At 71.5% G+C, this 14,646-nt stretch carries 11 protein-coding genes and 1 pseudogene; 6 read left to right on the top strand and 6 right to left on the bottom strand.

The window, feature by feature from the left end; all coding sequences use genetic code 11:
- Window positions 1-35: 35 nt before the first annotated feature.
- The 5 genes from DK419_RS23150 to DK419_RS23130 all read right to left on the bottom strand — a co-directional run bounded on the left by DK419_RS23150 (window position 36) and on the right by DK419_RS23130 (window position 8,246).
- Window positions 36-1,283: an adenylate/guanylate cyclase domain-containing protein gene (locus tag DK419_RS23150; RefSeq protein WP_109961172.1), complete on the bottom strand. Its 1,248-nt coding sequence runs from the start codon at window positions 1,281-1,283 to the stop codon at window positions 36-38.
- 186 nt (window positions 1,284-1,469) lie between these two features.
- On the bottom strand, window positions 1,470-3,467 hold the full coding sequence (gene rpoD, locus DK419_RS23145) for an RNA polymerase sigma factor RpoD (protein WP_109961171.1): 1,998 nt from the start codon (window positions 3,465-3,467) through the stop codon (window positions 1,470-1,472).
- A 180-nt stretch (window positions 3,468-3,647) separates the two neighbouring features.
- Complete coding sequence (gene dnaG, locus DK419_RS23140; RefSeq protein ID WP_109961170.1) at window positions 3,648-5,558, bottom strand: DNA primase; 1,911 nt, start codon at window positions 5,556-5,558, stop codon at window positions 3,648-3,650.
- An 83-nt stretch (window positions 5,559-5,641) separates the two neighbouring features.
- Window positions 5,642-7,816, bottom strand: coding sequence for a methylmalonyl-CoA mutase (gene scpA / locus DK419_RS23135; RefSeq protein WP_109961169.1), 2,175 nt, complete (start codon window positions 7,814-7,816; stop codon window positions 5,642-5,644).
- 94 nt (window positions 7,817-7,910) lie between these two features.
- Window positions 7,911-8,246 (bottom strand): hypothetical protein, encoded by a 336-nt coding sequence (locus DK419_RS23130; protein WP_109961168.1) that lies wholly within the window; start codon window positions 8,244-8,246, stop codon window positions 7,911-7,913.
- 48 nt (window positions 8,247-8,294) lie between these two features.
- On the opposite strand from DK419_RS23130, the gene DK419_RS23125 reads away from it, so the two are divergent.
- The 4 genes from DK419_RS23125 (at window position 8,295) to DK419_RS23110 (ending at window position 11,211) form a co-directional block, all read left to right on the top strand.
- Window positions 8,295-9,275, top strand: coding sequence for a DUF817 domain-containing protein (locus DK419_RS23125; protein WP_208642237.1), 981 nt, complete (start codon window positions 8,295-8,297; stop codon window positions 9,273-9,275).
- An 8-nt stretch (window positions 9,276-9,283) separates the two neighbouring features.
- On the top strand, window positions 9,284-10,402 hold the full coding sequence (locus DK419_RS23120) for a S1C family serine protease (protein ID WP_109961166.1): 1,119 nt from the start codon (window positions 9,284-9,286) through the stop codon (window positions 10,400-10,402).
- A gap of 68 nt (window positions 10,403-10,470) precedes the next feature.
- The gene (locus DK419_RS23115; RefSeq protein ID WP_167450844.1) at window positions 10,471-10,731 is read left to right on the top strand and encodes a hypothetical protein; all 261 of its coding nucleotides are present in this window, start codon (window positions 10,471-10,473) and stop codon (window positions 10,729-10,731) included.
- A gap of 123 nt (window positions 10,732-10,854) precedes the next feature.
- Window positions 10,855-11,211: a hypothetical protein gene (locus DK419_RS23110; protein ID WP_109961165.1), complete on the top strand. Its 357-nt coding sequence runs from the start codon at window positions 10,855-10,857 to the stop codon at window positions 11,209-11,211.
- A gap of 51 nt (window positions 11,212-11,262) precedes the next feature.
- Here the strand turns inward: DK419_RS23110 and DK419_RS23105 are convergent, their stop codons facing one another.
- Window positions 11,263-12,576: a flavin monoamine oxidase family protein gene (locus tag DK419_RS23105; protein ID WP_109961164.1), complete on the bottom strand. Its 1,314-nt coding sequence runs from the start codon at window positions 12,574-12,576 to the stop codon at window positions 11,263-11,265.
- 137 nt (window positions 12,577-12,713) lie between these two features.
- Here DK419_RS23105 and DK419_RS23100 point away from each other — a divergent pair, with 137 nt between their 5' ends.
- Window positions 12,714-13,196, top strand: a complete 483-nt coding sequence (locus DK419_RS23100) for a GNAT family N-acetyltransferase (RefSeq protein WP_109961163.1) — start codon at window positions 12,714-12,716, stop codon at window positions 13,194-13,196.
- A 248-nt stretch (window positions 13,197-13,444) separates the two neighbouring features.
- Window positions 13,445-14,628: pseudogene (locus DK419_RS23095) on the top strand (amidohydrolase).
- The last annotated feature ends 18 nt before the right edge of the window (window positions 14,629-14,646 follow it).

The raw sequence follows: 14,646 nt of genomic DNA, 5'->3' as shown, positions 1-14,646 counted from the left end.
TGGCGAGCCGACCCGCCTTCGTCAACCGCCTTCGGTCAACCGCCTTTTCCCGGGCGGTAGATCGCCATCTCCTCGGCGATGCCGTCGAGGGGGTGGGTGCCGAGCAATTCGGGGTCGCCCCACAGGAAGTCGACGAAGGGCTTCGACATCAGGAGCGGCTCGGACAGGACCTTGTTGAGCTTGGCCAGTCGGCTGGCCAGGTTCACGTCGCGGCCGATCACCGTGAAATCGAGCCGCGCGCCGGAGCCGACGTTGCCGTAGGCCGCCTCGCCGTGGTGGAGCGCGATGCCGATCTCGATGCGGGTCGGGAAGCGCCCGGCGCGGTTCGCCTCCTCGACGCGGCGCAGCGCGGCCTGGGCGGCGGTGAGCGCCCCTTGCGCCGCGCCGCCGAGGTCGTCGCCGCTCTCGCGGAAGATCGCCAGCAGGCCGTCGCCCATGTACTTCAGGACCTCGCCGCCCTCGCTCTCGATCGGGGGCACCAGGCAGTCGAAATAGGTGTTGAGGAGTTCGACTGAGGCCTCGGGCGTGAGCGCGTCGGTGAGGTGGGTGTAGCCGCGCATGTCGGCGAACAGGATCGCCGAGCGGATCCGCTCGACCTGGCCGCGACGGATGAAGCCGGCCAGGATCGCCTGGTGCGGCCCGTCGCCGACATAGACCCTGAGCACGTGGTCGAGCCGCGCGTTGAGGCCGCGCATTTCCATCACCGCCGACAGGGTCGGCACGATGAAGCGCAGGATCGCCAGGTCGTCGTCGCCGAAGCCGCGCGGATCGCGAGTCGCGAAGGTGACGCCGTTCCTGGTGCCGTTGGTGAAGAACAGCGGCACGGTGATGTAGTGGGTGTAGCCCGCGCCTTTAAGCTCCGGGACGATGCTGTAGAGGTCGTCCGGCGTCTCGCGCAGGTCGAGGATCAGCCACTGGCCGGTGGCGAAGACCTGCGCGAAGGGAGAGCGGGCGAGCGCCTGCTCGCTGGCCTCGCCGTGCGGGAACAGGCGGAAGCTGACGCCGTCCTCCCGGGTCCAGAACCGGCCGACGCCGGAATAATCCGAGTGCAGCGCGTCGATGGCGGTGGTGGCCCGGTCGACCGGTACGCCGAGGTCGTTCAGCCGCTCGGCCATGCCGGCGAGGAGGTCGCCGGATTCCGGCAGCCGCGCGCCCTCGCTGAGCAGCCAGTCGCGCAGGGCCACGCAGTCGCGAAACAGGCCGATCGGGATGTCGCTCGCCTCCGACCCGTCCGCCGCAGCCGTGGGCGTCGGGGCGGAGTTGAGGCGAGGCTGATCGGACATGGCTCTGACATGGGCGCTGCGGGGCGGGACGGCAAGGCTTGGCAGTGGGCAACCGACCCCCCCCGGCCCTCGACCCCGGGCACGCCAGTGCGGGGCGCGGCGACGCGGATCGGGGCCCCGTCACCATAACGAAGAAGGCCCGGGAGGCGGTACCTCCCGGGCCTTCTTGCCTGGCATTCGCAGAACTCAGTTGTCGAGGAAGCTCCGCAGCTTCCTGGACCGGCTCGGATGCTTGAGCTTGCGCAGGGCCTTCGCCTCGATCTGGCGGATGCGCTCGCGGGTCACCGAGAATTGCTGGCCGACCTCCTCGAGGGTGTGGTCGGTGTTCATGCCGATGCCGAAGCGCATGCGCAGCACCCGCTCCTCGCGGGGGGTGAGCGAGGCCAGCACCCGGGTGGTGGTCTCGCGCAGGTTCGACTGGATCGCCGCGTCGATCGGCAGGACGACGTTCTTGTCCTCGATGAAGTCGCCGAGGTGGGAATCCTCCTCGTCGCCGATCGGGGTCTCGAGCGAGATCGGCTCCTTGGCGATCTTGAGGACCTTGCGCACCTTCTCGAGCGGCATCGCCAGCTTCTCGGCCAGCTCCTCCGGCGTCGGCTCGCGCCCGATCTCGTGCAGCATCTGGCGCGAGGTCCGGACGATCTTGTTGATCGTCTCGATCATGTGCACCGGGATGCGGATCGTGCGGGCCTGGTCGGCGATCGAGCGGGTGATCGCCTGCCGGATCCACCAGGTCGCGTAGGTCGAGAACTTGTAGCCGCGGCGGTACTCGAACTTGTCGACCGCCTTCATCAGGCCGATGTTGCCCTCCTGGATCAGGTCCAGGAACTGCAGGCCGCGGTTGGTGTACTTCTTGGCGATCGAGATCACCAGCCGCAGGTTCGCCTCGATCATCTCCTTCTTGGCCTGGCGGGCTTCGCGCTCGCCCTTCTGGACCATGTGGACGATCTTCCGGTACTCCTGGATCTCCAGGCCGGTCTCGGAGGCGAGCGAGATGATCTGCTCGCGAAGTGTCAGGATGTTGACCGCACCGCGCTCGGTTAAGTTCTTCCAGCCCTTGCCGCCGAGCTTGGCCACCCGCTCGACCCAGTGCGGATCGAGCTCGTAGCCCTGGTAGTGACGCAGGAACTCGTCGCGGGCGACGCCGTGGTTCTCGGCGAGCCGCATCAGGCGGCCCTCGTGCGAGATCAGGCGCTTGTTGATGTCGTAGAGCTGCTCGACCAGCGCCTCGATGCGGTTGGCATTCAGCGACAGCGACTTCACGTCGGCGACGACGGTGTTCTTCAGCTCCGCGTAACGCTGCCCCTGCGACTCCGAGGCCTCGGCGCCCTTGAGCCGGGTCTCGGCCTGCTCGGCCTGGACCTTGCGCAGCTTGCGGTAGTTCTCGGCGATCGCATCGAAGGTCTCGAGGACGCGGGGCTTCAGCTCGGCTTCCATGGCCGAGAGCGACACGTTGTTCTCGAGGTCGTCCTCGTCGCCCTCGCCCTCCGGCGGGGTCTCGCCCTCGGCGTCGCCCTCCTCCTCGGCCTCACCCTCGCCCTCGGCGGGGCCGGCGCGGCCGTCGGGGCCGGCATAGGTGGCCTCGAGGTCGATGATGTCGCGCAGGAGCACCCGGCCGTCGACGAGTTCGTCGCGCCAGATGATGATGGCCTGGAAGGTCAGCGGGCTCTCGCACAAGCCGGCGATCATCGCCTCGCGCCCGGCCTCGATCCGCTTGGCGATCGCGATCTCGCCCTCGCGCGACAGGAGCTCGACCGAGCCCATCTCGCGCAGGTACATCCGGACCGGGTCGTCGGTGCGGTCGGTCGGCTCCTTGGTGGTCTCGGCGCGCAGGGCCACCGGCCGGGCGGCCGCGACCTCGGCCACCTCGCCGCCCTCGCTCGCCTCCTCCTCCTCAGGCCCTTCCTGCGGCGCCGCCTCGCCCTGCTGCTCGTCGGCCTCCTCGGCCTCGACCACGTTGACGCCGAGCTCGGAGAGCTGGCCCAGCACGTCCTCGATCTGCTCGGAGGTGAACTCTTCCTGAGGCAGCACCTCGTTCAGCTCGTCGTAGGTGACGTAGCCGCGCTTCTTGGCGAGCTTGATCATCCGCTTGACGGAGGCATCCGTCAGGTCGAGGAGCGGGCCGTCGGTCTGCTGCTCGGGGGCCGCCTCGGTCTCGTCTCGTTCCGTTGCCTTCGTCGCCATGCTCAGCCTATGCTTCCCGGTGTCGGCAGTGCCCGGGCGGGGGAGGCTCCCGCCGTGCCGGCACCGTGATGTCTCGTCGGACGGCGCACGAGCCGCCCCAGGATCTCACGCAAATGTGCAAGCCATTCGATGGACTTGCCGTTAACTAGTCCGGCGTCAAGCCGCAAGCGGCGCGTGGCGTCAGGACGATTCCGTCTCGTCGGCCGTCTCCGCCTCGCCCTCTGCACCCGCCACGACGGAGAGACGGGTCTTCACGTCTCGCAGCCAGGCGAAGTTGGCCTCCGTCTCCTCTTCGGCCAGGGCGCGTTCGGCGGCCCGGAGTTCGCTATGTAGCGTTCCGGCCTTGCGGTGCAAGATCACGGCCTGCCGGAGCGCGTCCTCCAGCCGCACCGGATCCGCGTGGGGATCGAGGATCCAGCGGTCGCCCGGCCGCACCAGGCCGGCGATGCGGCCGGACGCGGCGGCGAGCCCGGCCCGCTCCAGGCGCGCGTCGAGATAGGTGGCGTCGCCCGCTCCGCCCTCGGCGGCGAGATCGAGGAGCGCGCCGCGCAGCGCCCGGGCATCCGCCCCCTCGAACTCGACCTCGGCCAGTTCCTCCGCCTCGCGGGCCAGAAGCTCGGGATGGACGAGGAGCGCCGCGACGATCAAGGCCTCGCGCGAGGACGAGCCGCCGGAGAACAGCGACGAGCGGGCGAGGAGCGGGCTCGCCCGAGCGGTGAGGCGCGGCGAGACCGGCGCCGGCGGCGCCCCGCGCCCGCGCGGCACGAAGGGCGTGCGCTCCCGGTACGGGCGCTCGCCCCCGCCCTCGCGGCGGGCGCCGCCATTGGGGCTCAAGGACCGCAGGCGGGCCTCGATGTCGTCGCGGTAGTAGCGCTTCAGGGTCTCGTCGCGGATGCCGCCGACGATCTCGCGCAGGCGCTGGGCGAGGCCGGCGCGGCGCTCCGGCGTGTCGACCGGGCTCATCTCGGTCTCGCGCGACCACAGCACGTCGACGAGGGGTCGGGCGCCGTCGAGCACCCGGTCGATGGCCCCGGGTCCGCCGGTGCGCAGGAGGTCGTCCGGGTCCTGGCCCTCCGGCATCAGGGCGAAGCGGAGCGATTTTCCCGGCTGGAGTGCCGGCAAAGCCACATCGAGGGCGCGATACGCGGCGCGCCGTCCGGCACCGTCGCCGTCGAAGCACAGGATCGGCTCGTCGGCCATGCGCCAGAGCAGGCCGAGCTGATCCTCGGTGAGCGCCGTGCCGAGCGAGGCCACCACCTCGGGATGGCCGGCCAGCGTCATGGCGATCGCGTCGACGTAGCCCTCGACGGCGATCACCCGGCCGGTCTCGTGGGCGGGCTTGCGCGCCGCGTGGTGGTTGTAGAGCATCCGCCCCTTGTGGAAGAGCGGCGTCTCGGAGGAGTTCAGGTATTTGGGCTTGGCGTCCGGGCTCATGCCGCGGCCGCCGAAGGCCACGACCTTGCCCCGCACGTCGCGGATCGGGAAGATCACGCGATCGCGGAAGCGGTCGAACGGGACCTTGATGTCGTCGCCGGTGGTCAGCAGGTTCAGTTCCACCATCATCTCGGCCGGCACGTCCCGGGCGGCGAGATGGTCGCGTAAGGCGTAGCGCTCGGGCGGGGCGTAGCCGAGGCGGAAGGTGCGGCGGATCTCGCCGTCGAGGCCGCGGCCGGCGAGGTAGTCGCGGGCCCTGGCCCCGGCCCGTCCGGCGAGCTGCTCCTCGAAGAACGTGCAGGCGAGTTCCATCACCTCGAGGGCGCCGCGCCGCCGGGTCTCGCTCTCGCGCGTCGCCTCGCTCGGCGCCGGCAGCGCCACGCCGGCCTCGGAGGCCAGCCGCTCGACGGCCTCGGGGAACGAGACCCCTTCCGTCTCCATCACGAAGGTGAAGATGTCGCCGTGCTTGCCGGACGAGAAGCAGTGATAGAACTGCTTCTGGTCGTTGACGTAGAACGAGGGCGACTTCTCGGCGTTGAACGGCGACAGGCCGCGCCATTCCCGCCCCGCCTTCTTGAGGCGCACGCGCCGCCCGACGACCTCGGAGGCCGGCAGCCGGGAGCGGATCTCTTCGAGCAGGTGGGGCGGATAGCGCAAGGGCGGGGTCCGATCGGTGGACCCGCCTTGTAGCGCGTCTTGGTCAGCGGAGTCCTAACGATCCGCGCAATCGCTCCACCGCCCTACTCCGCGGCGATCCGCGGTGCGTAGCCCAGCCGCGCGTTCAGCTCGGCGATCAGCTCGGAGGCGGCCTCGGCGATGACGGTGCCGGGCGGGAAGATCGCCGAGGCGCCGGCCTGGCGCAAAGCCGCGAAGTCGCCCGGCGGGATCACGCCGCCGACGACGATCATCACGTCGGGCCGGCCGGCCTCGTCCAGCGCCCGCTTCAGTTCCGGCACGAGCGTCAGGTGGCCGGCGGCGAGCGAGGAGACGCCGACGATGTGGACGTCGTTCTCCACCGCCTGGCGCGCCGCCTCCTCGGGAGTGGCGAAGAGCGGGCCGATATCGACGTCGAAGCCGAGATCGGCGAAGGCGGAGGCGATCACCTTCTGGCCGCGGTCGTGCCCGTCCTGGCCCATCTTGGCGACGAGGATGCGGGGCCGGCGCCCGTCCGCCTCCTCGAAGGCCTCGACCAAGCCCCGCACCCGCTCGACCGCCGCCGACATGCCGCCCATCTCCCGCTTGTAGACGCCCGAGATCGCCCGGATCTCGGCCCGGTGCCGGCCCCAGGCCCGCTCCAGCGCCTCCGAGATCTCGCCGACCGTGGCCTTCTCCCGCGCCGCCTCGACGGCGAGCGCCAGCAGGTTGCCGGAGCCTTGCGCGGCCTCGGTGAGCGCCGCGAGACGGGCCTCGACCGCCTGAGCATCGCGCTCGGCGCGCAGGCGCTTGAGCTTGTCGATCTGGAGGGTGCGGACGTTGCCGTTGTCGACCCGCAGGAGGTCGATCGCCCGGTCGCCGTCGGGCTTGTAGCGGTTGACGCCGACGATGACCTGCTGGCCCGAATCGATCCGCGCCTGGGTGCGGGCCGCCGCCTCCTCGATGCGCAGCTTCGGGATGCCGGCCTCGATCGCCTTCGCCATGCCGCCCAGAGCCTCGACCTCGCGGATATGGGCCGAGGCCCGGGCGACGAGGTCCCGGGTCAGCCGCTCGACGTAGTAGGAGCCGCCCCACGGATCGATGATCCGCGTCGTGCCGCTCTCCTGCTGCAGGAAGAGCTGGGTGTTGCGGGCGATCCGGGCCGAGAAGTCGGTCGGCAGCGCCAGCGCCTCGTCGAGCGCGTTGGTGTGCAGCGACTGGGTGCCGCCTTGCGTCGCCGCCATCGCCTCGAGGCAGGTGCGGGTGACGTTGTTGAACACGTCCTGCGCCGTCAGCGACCAGCCGCTCGTCTGCGAGTGGGTGCGCAGGGCCAGGGACTTGTCGGATTTCGGCGCGAAGTCCTTGACGAGAGAGGCCCAGAGCAGGCGGGCCGCCCGCATCTTGGCCACCTCCATGAAGAAGTTCATCCCGATCGCCCAGAAGAACGACAGCCGCGGGGCGAATTTGTCGACGTCGAGCCCCGCCGCCATCCCGGCGCGGATGTACTCGACGCCGTCGGCCAGCGTGTAGGCGAGTTCGAGATCCTGCGTCGCGCCGGCCTCCTGCATGTGGTAGCCGGAGATCGAGATCGAGTTGAACTTCGGCATGTTGGCCGAGGTGTAGGCGAAGATGTCCGAGATGATCCGCATCGACCCGGCCGGCGGGTAGATGTAGGTGTTGCGGACCATGAACTCCTTGAGGATGTCGTTCTGGATCGTGCCGGCGAGCTTGTCCGGCGCGACGCCCTGCTCCTCCGCCGCGACGATGTATAGGGCGAGCACCGGCAGCACGGCGCCGTTCATCGTCATCGACACGGTCATCTGGTCGAGGGGAATCCCCGAGAACAGCGTCCGCATGTCGTAGATCGAGTCGATCGCGACGCCCGCCATGCCGACGTCGCCCGAGACCCGCGGGTGGTCGGAATCGTAGCCGCGGTGGGTGGCGAGGTCGAAGGCGACCGAGAGCCCCTTCTGCCCGGCCGCGAGGTTGCGCCGGTAGAAGGCGTTCGAATCCTCGGCCGTGGAGAAGCCGGCATATTGCCGGATCGTCCAGGGCTGGGTCGCGTACATCGTCGGGTAGGGCCCGCGCAGGAACGGCGCGATGCCCGGATAGGACCCGGCGAGGTCGAGGCCGTCGCGGTCCTGCAGGCCGTAAGCCCCCTTCACCGGGATGCCCTCGGGGGTCATCCAGGGCTCGGCGGCGGCCGCGGTCGCGGCGGAGATCGCCTCAGACGACTTGGCCGCCGCGTAGGCGATCTCCGAGAAATCCGGGATGCGGGTCATCGGCCTGGGGCTCTCGTGGCTGGCGTTCCTCAACGCCGACTTATAGGCGCCGGTGCCGCGGCGGCCAATGGGTGGAAGGTCGGAGGACCGGCGATCAGCGCGCCTCGTCGGCACCCGCGACGCTCCCGCGGGCCCGCGCCCGCGCCCAATCGCGCCGCCTCTGGTCGGCCTTCGCCCCCGCCGCTTCCCGCTCCACCGGCACGGTGGCGTAGAACTCCGCGACCGCCGCGCCGCCATGGATGCGCTGGCCGCGGCCGGCCTCCTGCCGCAGCCGCCAGCAGCCGAGCGCCTGGCGCTCAGCCTCGCTCCGGGCGCGGGTACAGGCCTCCGCCCGGCGGTCGCGGGGCGAGGCCTCGGCGGCCCCCGAGAGGGCGGCGAGCGCGAGGGGAGCAAGGAGGGCGAGACGGGACAGCGGCGGCTTGCGGAGCATTCCGAACCTTTCGTATGGGGAGGGCCACGAGCCTAGAGACCCATCCGCATGCCTGCAACCTTGCCGGGTCCCCGGCCGTCTGACAGCGCCGCGCGGCTCTGGGCGCCGCTCGCGGCCTTCACGGCGGCCGAGGAGCGGCTGGGGGACCGGGCGCGCGCCCGGGGCCCGGTCGCCGCCGGCCTCTACGAGTTCCTGCGCTTCGGGGTGAAGCAGGGCTGGGCCTGCCTGTTCGGCGGGGCGATGTGCGGGCTCCTGATCCTCACCCACCTCGCCTGGCCGGCCGGCGCGCCGCTCGCCCGCTACGACGTCCTGACCCTCGCGGCGATCGCGATCCAGGTCGCGATGCTCGCCTTCCGCCTCGAGACCTGGGAGGAGGCGAAGGTCATCCTGGTCTTCCACGTCGTCGGCACCGCCATGGAGCTGTTCAAGACCAAGATGGGCTCCTGGGTCTACCCGGAGCCGAGCTGGCTTCGCCTCGGGGGCGTGCCGCTCTTCACCGGCTTCCTCTATGCCAGCGTCGGCTCGTACCTCGCCCGGGTCTGGCGCCTGTTCGATTTCCGCTTCACCCGCCACCCGCCGCTCCCGGCCCTCGTGATCCTGTCGGCGGCGATCTACCTCAACTTCTTCACCCAGCACGTCGTGACGGACCTGCGCCTCGCCCTGTTCGCGGCGGCGGCCGCCTTGTTCGGCCCGGCCGTCATTCATTTCCGGGTCTGGCGGGTCTACCGGCGCATGCCGCTCCTCCTCGGCCTGCTCCTCGTCACCCTGTTCATCTGGTTTGCCGAGAACATCGGCACGGCGACGCGCGGGTGGATCTACCCGCATCAGGCCGGCGGGTGGGCGGCAGTGTCGCCGCAAAAGTTCGGCTCCTGGTTCCTTCTGATGATCATCTCCTACACGCTTGTGGCCCTGGTGAGCCGCCCGAAGGCGCTCGCCGACGTTGCGGCAGACGTTGACGCGGCGCCCGCCCGGCCCACATCCCCGCAAGCCACGGCCGCGCCTCGCCCGGCCGGTTCCACCCTGGAGTGACGAGACCGGTGCCGGATCGCTTCCTGCGGGTCGCCCTGACCGCCGCCCTGGTGCTGCTCGCGCTGTTCGTGGCGCAGCCCTACGTCACGAGCCTGCTGTTCTCCGCCGACACGCCCCGGGCGGTGACGGCACGCGGCGACCTCTCGCCGATCGAGGCCTCGACCGTGGCCCTGTTCGAGCGCGCGGCCCCCTCGGTGGTCTACGTCTTCGCGAAGGCGCGGCAGGGTGCGGTGACGTTCGATCCCGAGACCGGCGAGCCCCGCCAGGGCGGGGGCGAGCAGACCGGCTCGGGCTTCGTCTGGGACGCGGCCGGCCACATCGTCACCAACAACCACGTCATCCAGGGCGGCGGCGACATCCAGGTCCGGCTCTCCACCGGCGAGGTGGTGCCCGCGACGCTCGCCGGCACCGACCCGAACTACGACCTCGCCGTGCTGAGGCTCGGGCGCGTCGCGTCCGCGCCGCCGCCGATCGCCATCGGCACCTCGGCCGACCTGAAGGTCGGGCAGTTCACCTACGCGATCGGCAACCCGTTCGGCCTCGACCACACCCTGACGACCGGGGTGGTGAGCGCGCTCCAGCGCCGGCTACCGACGGCGGAAGGCCGCGAGCTCTCCGGGGTGATCCAGACCGACGCGGCGATCAACCCGGGCAATTCCGGCGGGCCGCTGCTCGATTCCGCCGGGCGCCTGATCGGCGTCAACACGGCGATCTTCTCGCCCTCGGGCGCCAGCGCCGGCATCGGCTTCGCCATCCCCGTCGACGTGGTCAACCGGGTGGTGCCGAACCTGATCCGCACCGGCCGCACCCCCAGTCCCGGTATCGGCATCGTGGCGGCGAACGAGGACGCGGCGGCGCGGCTCGGCATCGACGGCATCGTGGTGGTGCGGGTGCTGCCGGGCTCTCCGGCCGCGGCCGCCGGCCTCCAGGGCGTCGATCCGGCGACGGGCGACCTCGGCGACATCATCATGGGGGTGAACGGCCGCCCTGTGCGCCGGCTGGCCGACCTGACGGCCGCCCTCGAATCCCTCGGCCTCGGGCGCAGCGTGCCGCTCCAGGTCGAGCGCGACGGGCGCGCGATCACCCTGTCGGTGACCCCCGCCGACATGGGCCAGCGCCGACGCTGACGGGACGTTCGCACCGAGGCGCGCGAGGCGCTATCCTGACGTCCGACCCGTTCCGGAGCCCCGACGCCGTGACCGCACGCCTCCTCGCCGCATTCCTGCTGACGGCCGCCGCCCTGCCGGCCGCGGCGGGCGAGCGCAACGCCTCGAGACCCCGCCTGTGCCCGCAGGACGCCCCGCCCGGCGTGCGCCTGCCCGACCGGCCAGAATGCCGCGAGGCGCCCCCCGCCCCCGTCCGGGCCACCGCGCCCGGCTTCATCGATCTGGGCAACGACACCTCGCTGCGCGTGAGCGGCCGGGCCGCCTACGAGGTCGGGTACGGCCGGCGGTAGGGTCCCTCCGTCGGGCGGAGGCGGCCTCCTTCCTTCGTCGAGAATCGCGAGCCCGCGACCTGCCGCGCCGGAACCCTCGGGGTCGCCCCGGCATTCGTTCACCGACGCGAGACGGAGGACGCGATGATCCTGGCAGCCTGCGAAGGCCGGCACTGGCAGTACGAGATCGTCGAGCATGCCGACGGCTACGTCGTGCGGATGCGCGACCTCGATACCGGTGACCTCGACGACGACGGCGCCACGGTCTTCCGGACCATGCCGGTCGCCTTCGCGTTCGCCGAGATGTCGGCCGCCTTCGACCGCTTCACCGCCTCGACCGACGAGGAGCCCGACGACGCCGAGACGGCGACCGATTTCGCGGTGAGCGAGCGCGCCTTCTGCGACCTCAGCAGCCGCCTGTGCGACGGCGGCGTCGCCGGCCGCCTGGTCCAGGCCTGGGAGCGGCAGCCGGATGCGGGCCCGCGGCTGACGCTGCATTGAGGCGCGATCCCGGGACTTCATGACCCCGGAGGATTCATGAGCTCGGGGGATTCACGACCCTAAGCGCTTCAGGACGTCCGCCGCCGCCCGCTCGCCGTCGAGTGTCGCACCGCCGACCGTCATCGCACCTCCGCCCGCCGCGGCCTCACCGGCCAGGAAGATCCGGTCGGCCACCGGCAGGCGCAGGGCCTCGCGGGCGGAGAGGTGGCCTGGCCGGGCAATCGAGTAGCTGCCCCGCGCGAACGGGTCGGTCCACCAGGCAGCCAGCCGGCCCGCCGTGACCGCCGGGCGGATTCCGCTGCCGAAGACGCTCACGAGGTGATCGGTCGCCGCGGCCAGGGCGCCACCCTGCCCGGCCTCGCACAGGGCGCGGGCGCCGTCGCCGCCGCAATGGAGCACCGCCAGCGGCTTTCCGAACGGCTGCATCTCGAGATAGGCGGTGAGGCCCGGCGTGCCGCTGCGCAGGATCACCGCGTCGCGCAGGTCCTGTCCCGGCAGGCGCCCCGGATCGAGGGCGAGCCCGATCTTGGTGTAGGCGCCCATCCTTAAGCCGTCCAAGGCCTCGGCCGTCGCCGCTGGCAGGTCGGGCGTGAAGCGTAGATGCCCCGCCGCCAGCACGCCGACCGGCACCGTCACGACCGCGCAGGCCGCCCGCAGGGTGCCGCGCGGGGTCTCGACCGCGACGCCCGGCCCGCGCCAGTCGATCGCGGTGGCGGGGGTGCCGAGCCGCACCGGCAGGTCGGCGTAGTGGCCGGCCACCAGCGCGCCGTAGCCGTCGACCCAGATGTCGTCGCCGGACCAGAGCTGATCGTAATCGGCGGTTGAGACCCGGTCCGGCTCCTCGCCGAGGGTGAGGCGGGTGAGCCCCGTCGCGGCGGCCCGGGCCGCCTCGTCCTCGCCCGCGACCGCGTCGGCGACCGAGCGGTCCGGTGCGGCGGGATGATCGAGCAGGCTGCTGACCCGACCGAACCCGGCCCGGCGCTGGCGCCGCTCGGCCTCGCTCGCCCGGACCCCGTCCTTCACCAGGACCGGCCAGGGGCTGGTGGCGTCGTCGCTGGTGCGCACGCGCGCCGCCCGGGCGATCTCCCGCCACGGGTTGCGCTCGGCCCAGTGCACGTATTGCCCGCCGGCATCGAAGCTGCGCCCGGTACCGAGCGACGTGTCGGTGAAGGCGCGCCCGCCGATCCGGTCGCGCGCCTCCAGCACGACGACGCTGTGGCCGCCGCGCCGGATCGCCGCCGCGGCGGCGAGCCCGGCGGCGCCCGCGCCGATCACCACGACGTCGGCGTCGGCCGCGGCCCGGGCGCGCCCGGACGCGGCGAGGATGGCCGCGCCGGCCATGAGGGAGCGACGCGACAGCGTCATCCCGGTTCTCCGTGTGAGTTCCTTGCGTGTCATCACCTCGGCGGAGGGGGACCGACGGCAAGGCGCGCGCGGCGAAATATCGCTCGACCGAGCCGTCGCGCTTCCGTCGCGGCGCCGGTGGCTCTATGAGCGCTCCCATGCTGATCCGCCCTGCCCGCCCCGAGGACGCCCCCGCCATCTGGTCGATCATCGGACCGGTGATCCGCGCGGCCGAGACCTACACCCTCGACCCGGACATGAGCGAGGCGGCGGCGCTCGCCTACTGGACGGGTCCGGACAAGGAGACCTTCGTCGCCGAGGAGACGGGGGAGATCCTCGGCACCTACTACCTGCGGCCGAACCAGGCCGGCGGCGGCCGCCACGTCTGCAATTGCGGCTACATGACCCGCGCCGGGGCGACGGGCCGGGGCATCGCCCGTCGGATGGCCGAGCACTCGCTCGCTCACGCCCGCGCGCGCGGCTATCGCGGCATGCAGTTCAACTTCGTCGTCAGCACCAACGAGCGGGCGGTGCGGCTGTGGCACTCGCTCGGCTTCGAGACTGTCGGGCGGCTGCCGCTGGCGTTTCGGCATCCGGAGCATGGGTATGTGGATGCGTTGGTGATGTTCCAGGCGCTGTAAGGGCTGATCGCACGATTTCGCACGACGGGTTTCGGGCGCGGCCCCGTCCACGTATCGCCTGGTCCGCCAGGATGGTCCCCCGGCGCCCCGTACATCGCTAACCGGATTCGAAACTCGGTCGGATACGAGTAGAATCACTTTTCCACGTGGCGTCCGCGGACAGGCTGGCTATGTTTCCCTAGAGGCAGGGTGACCTTGGGACTCCGCGGCGCGGCTATCCAGGCGTGGGGCCTCTCACCGAGACCGGTATCGGGAGGCGTGACGTGATCGAGACGACGGACGAGGTCGCGATCTGGCGGCGCGAGCTGCACGCCCATCCCGAACTCGGCTACGACCTTCCACGCACGGCGGCCTTCGTCGCCGGGAAACTGCGCTCGTTCGGATGCGACAGCGTGATCGAAGGCGTGGGCAGGAGCGGTGTCGTCGGCGTGATCCATGGCCGGAGCCGGGAGTCCGGCCGCGTGATCGGCCTGCGCGCCGACATGGATGCGCTCCCGATCGAGGAAGCGACCGGCCTGCCTCACGCCTCGACGATCGCCGGCCGGATGCATGCCTGCGGGCATGACGGCCATACGGCGATGCTGCTTGGGGCAGCCAAGCATCTCGCCGGAACCCGCGACTTCGACGGCACAGCCGTGCTGATCTTCCAGCCGGCCGAGGAGGGCCAGGCCGGCGCGAAGGCGATGTGCGACGACGGCCTGATGACGCGCTGGGCGATCGAGAGAGTCTTCGCGCTTCACAACGAGCCCGGCCTGGCCGTCGGTCGCTTCGCCACGCGTCCCGGCCCTTTCGGAGCCGCGGTCGCGAGCTTCCGCATCACGCTCGACGGCCGGACCGCGCATTCGGCCAGCCCCCATGCCGGAGTGGACACCCTGCTGCCCGCCGCCGCCATCCTGATCGGGCTGCAGACGATCGTCGGGCGCAACGTGCCGGCACTGCAAGGCGCGGTCGTGACCGTCGGCTCGTTGCAGGGCGGCCAGCCGGGAGGCACCTTCGCCAGTCACGCGGAGATGCGCGGCCTCGCCCGCTGGTTCGAGCCGGAGGTGCGCGACACCGTTCGGCGACGCATCACCGACCTCGCCGAGGGTATCGCGGCATCCTACGGCGCGACGGCGAACGTCCTATTTCGAGTTCTCTATCCGGCCGTCGTGAACGATCCGGCACAGACGGTGCTGGCGGTGGAGGCGGCGCGGACCGTGATGGGCCTCTGGATGCCGTCGTGGGCGATCACCCGCAGCTCATGGGCTCGGAGGACTTCGCCTTCATGCTCGACGAGCGCCCGGGCAACATCGCGCTCCTGGGGAACGGCGACACCGCCGGGCTGCACGACCCGGGCTACGACTTCAACGACGCTGCGATCCCCTACGGTGTCGCATACTGGACGCGGCTGGTCGAGACGGCGATGCCGGTCACGGTTGAGCAAGTGTCCTGACGAGCGACCGAGCGTGCT

Source organism: Methylobacterium terrae, from assembly GCF_003173755.1.
Taxonomy (GTDB): Bacteria; Pseudomonadota; Alphaproteobacteria; order Rhizobiales; family Beijerinckiaceae; genus Methylobacterium; species Methylobacterium terrae.
This window is presented reverse-complemented; position numbering and strand designations above follow the sequence as displayed.

Bases quoted from the DNA above. Each gene is read 5' to 3' on its own strand.
- DK419_RS23150 (WP_109961172.1), bottom strand. From the start codon at position 1,283: ATGTCCGATCAGCCTCGCCTCAACTCCGCCCCGACGCCCACGGCTGCG.
- rpoD (WP_109961171.1), bottom strand. From the start codon at position 3,467: ATGGCGACGAAGGCAACGGAACGAGACGAGACCGAGGCGGCCCCCGAG.
- scpA (WP_109961169.1), bottom strand. From the start codon at position 7,816: ATGACCCGCATCCCGGATTTCTCGGAGATCGCCTACGCGGCGGCCAAG.
- DK419_RS23130 (WP_109961168.1), bottom strand. From the start codon at position 8,246: ATGCTCCGCAAGCCGCCGCTGTCCCGTCTCGCCCTCCTTGCTCCCCTC.
- DK419_RS23125 (WP_208642237.1), top strand. From the start codon at position 8,295: ATGCCTGCAACCTTGCCGGGTCCCCGGCCGTCTGACAGCGCCGCGCGG.
- DK419_RS23110 (WP_109961165.1), top strand. From the start codon at position 10,855: ATGATCCTGGCAGCCTGCGAAGGCCGGCACTGGCAGTACGAGATCGTC.
- DK419_RS23105 (WP_109961164.1), bottom strand. From the start codon at position 12,576: ATGACGCTGTCGCGTCGCTCCCTCATGGCCGGCGCGGCCATCCTCGCC.
- DK419_RS23100 (WP_109961163.1), top strand. From the start codon at position 12,714: ATGCTGATCCGCCCTGCCCGCCCCGAGGACGCCCCCGCCATCTGGTCG.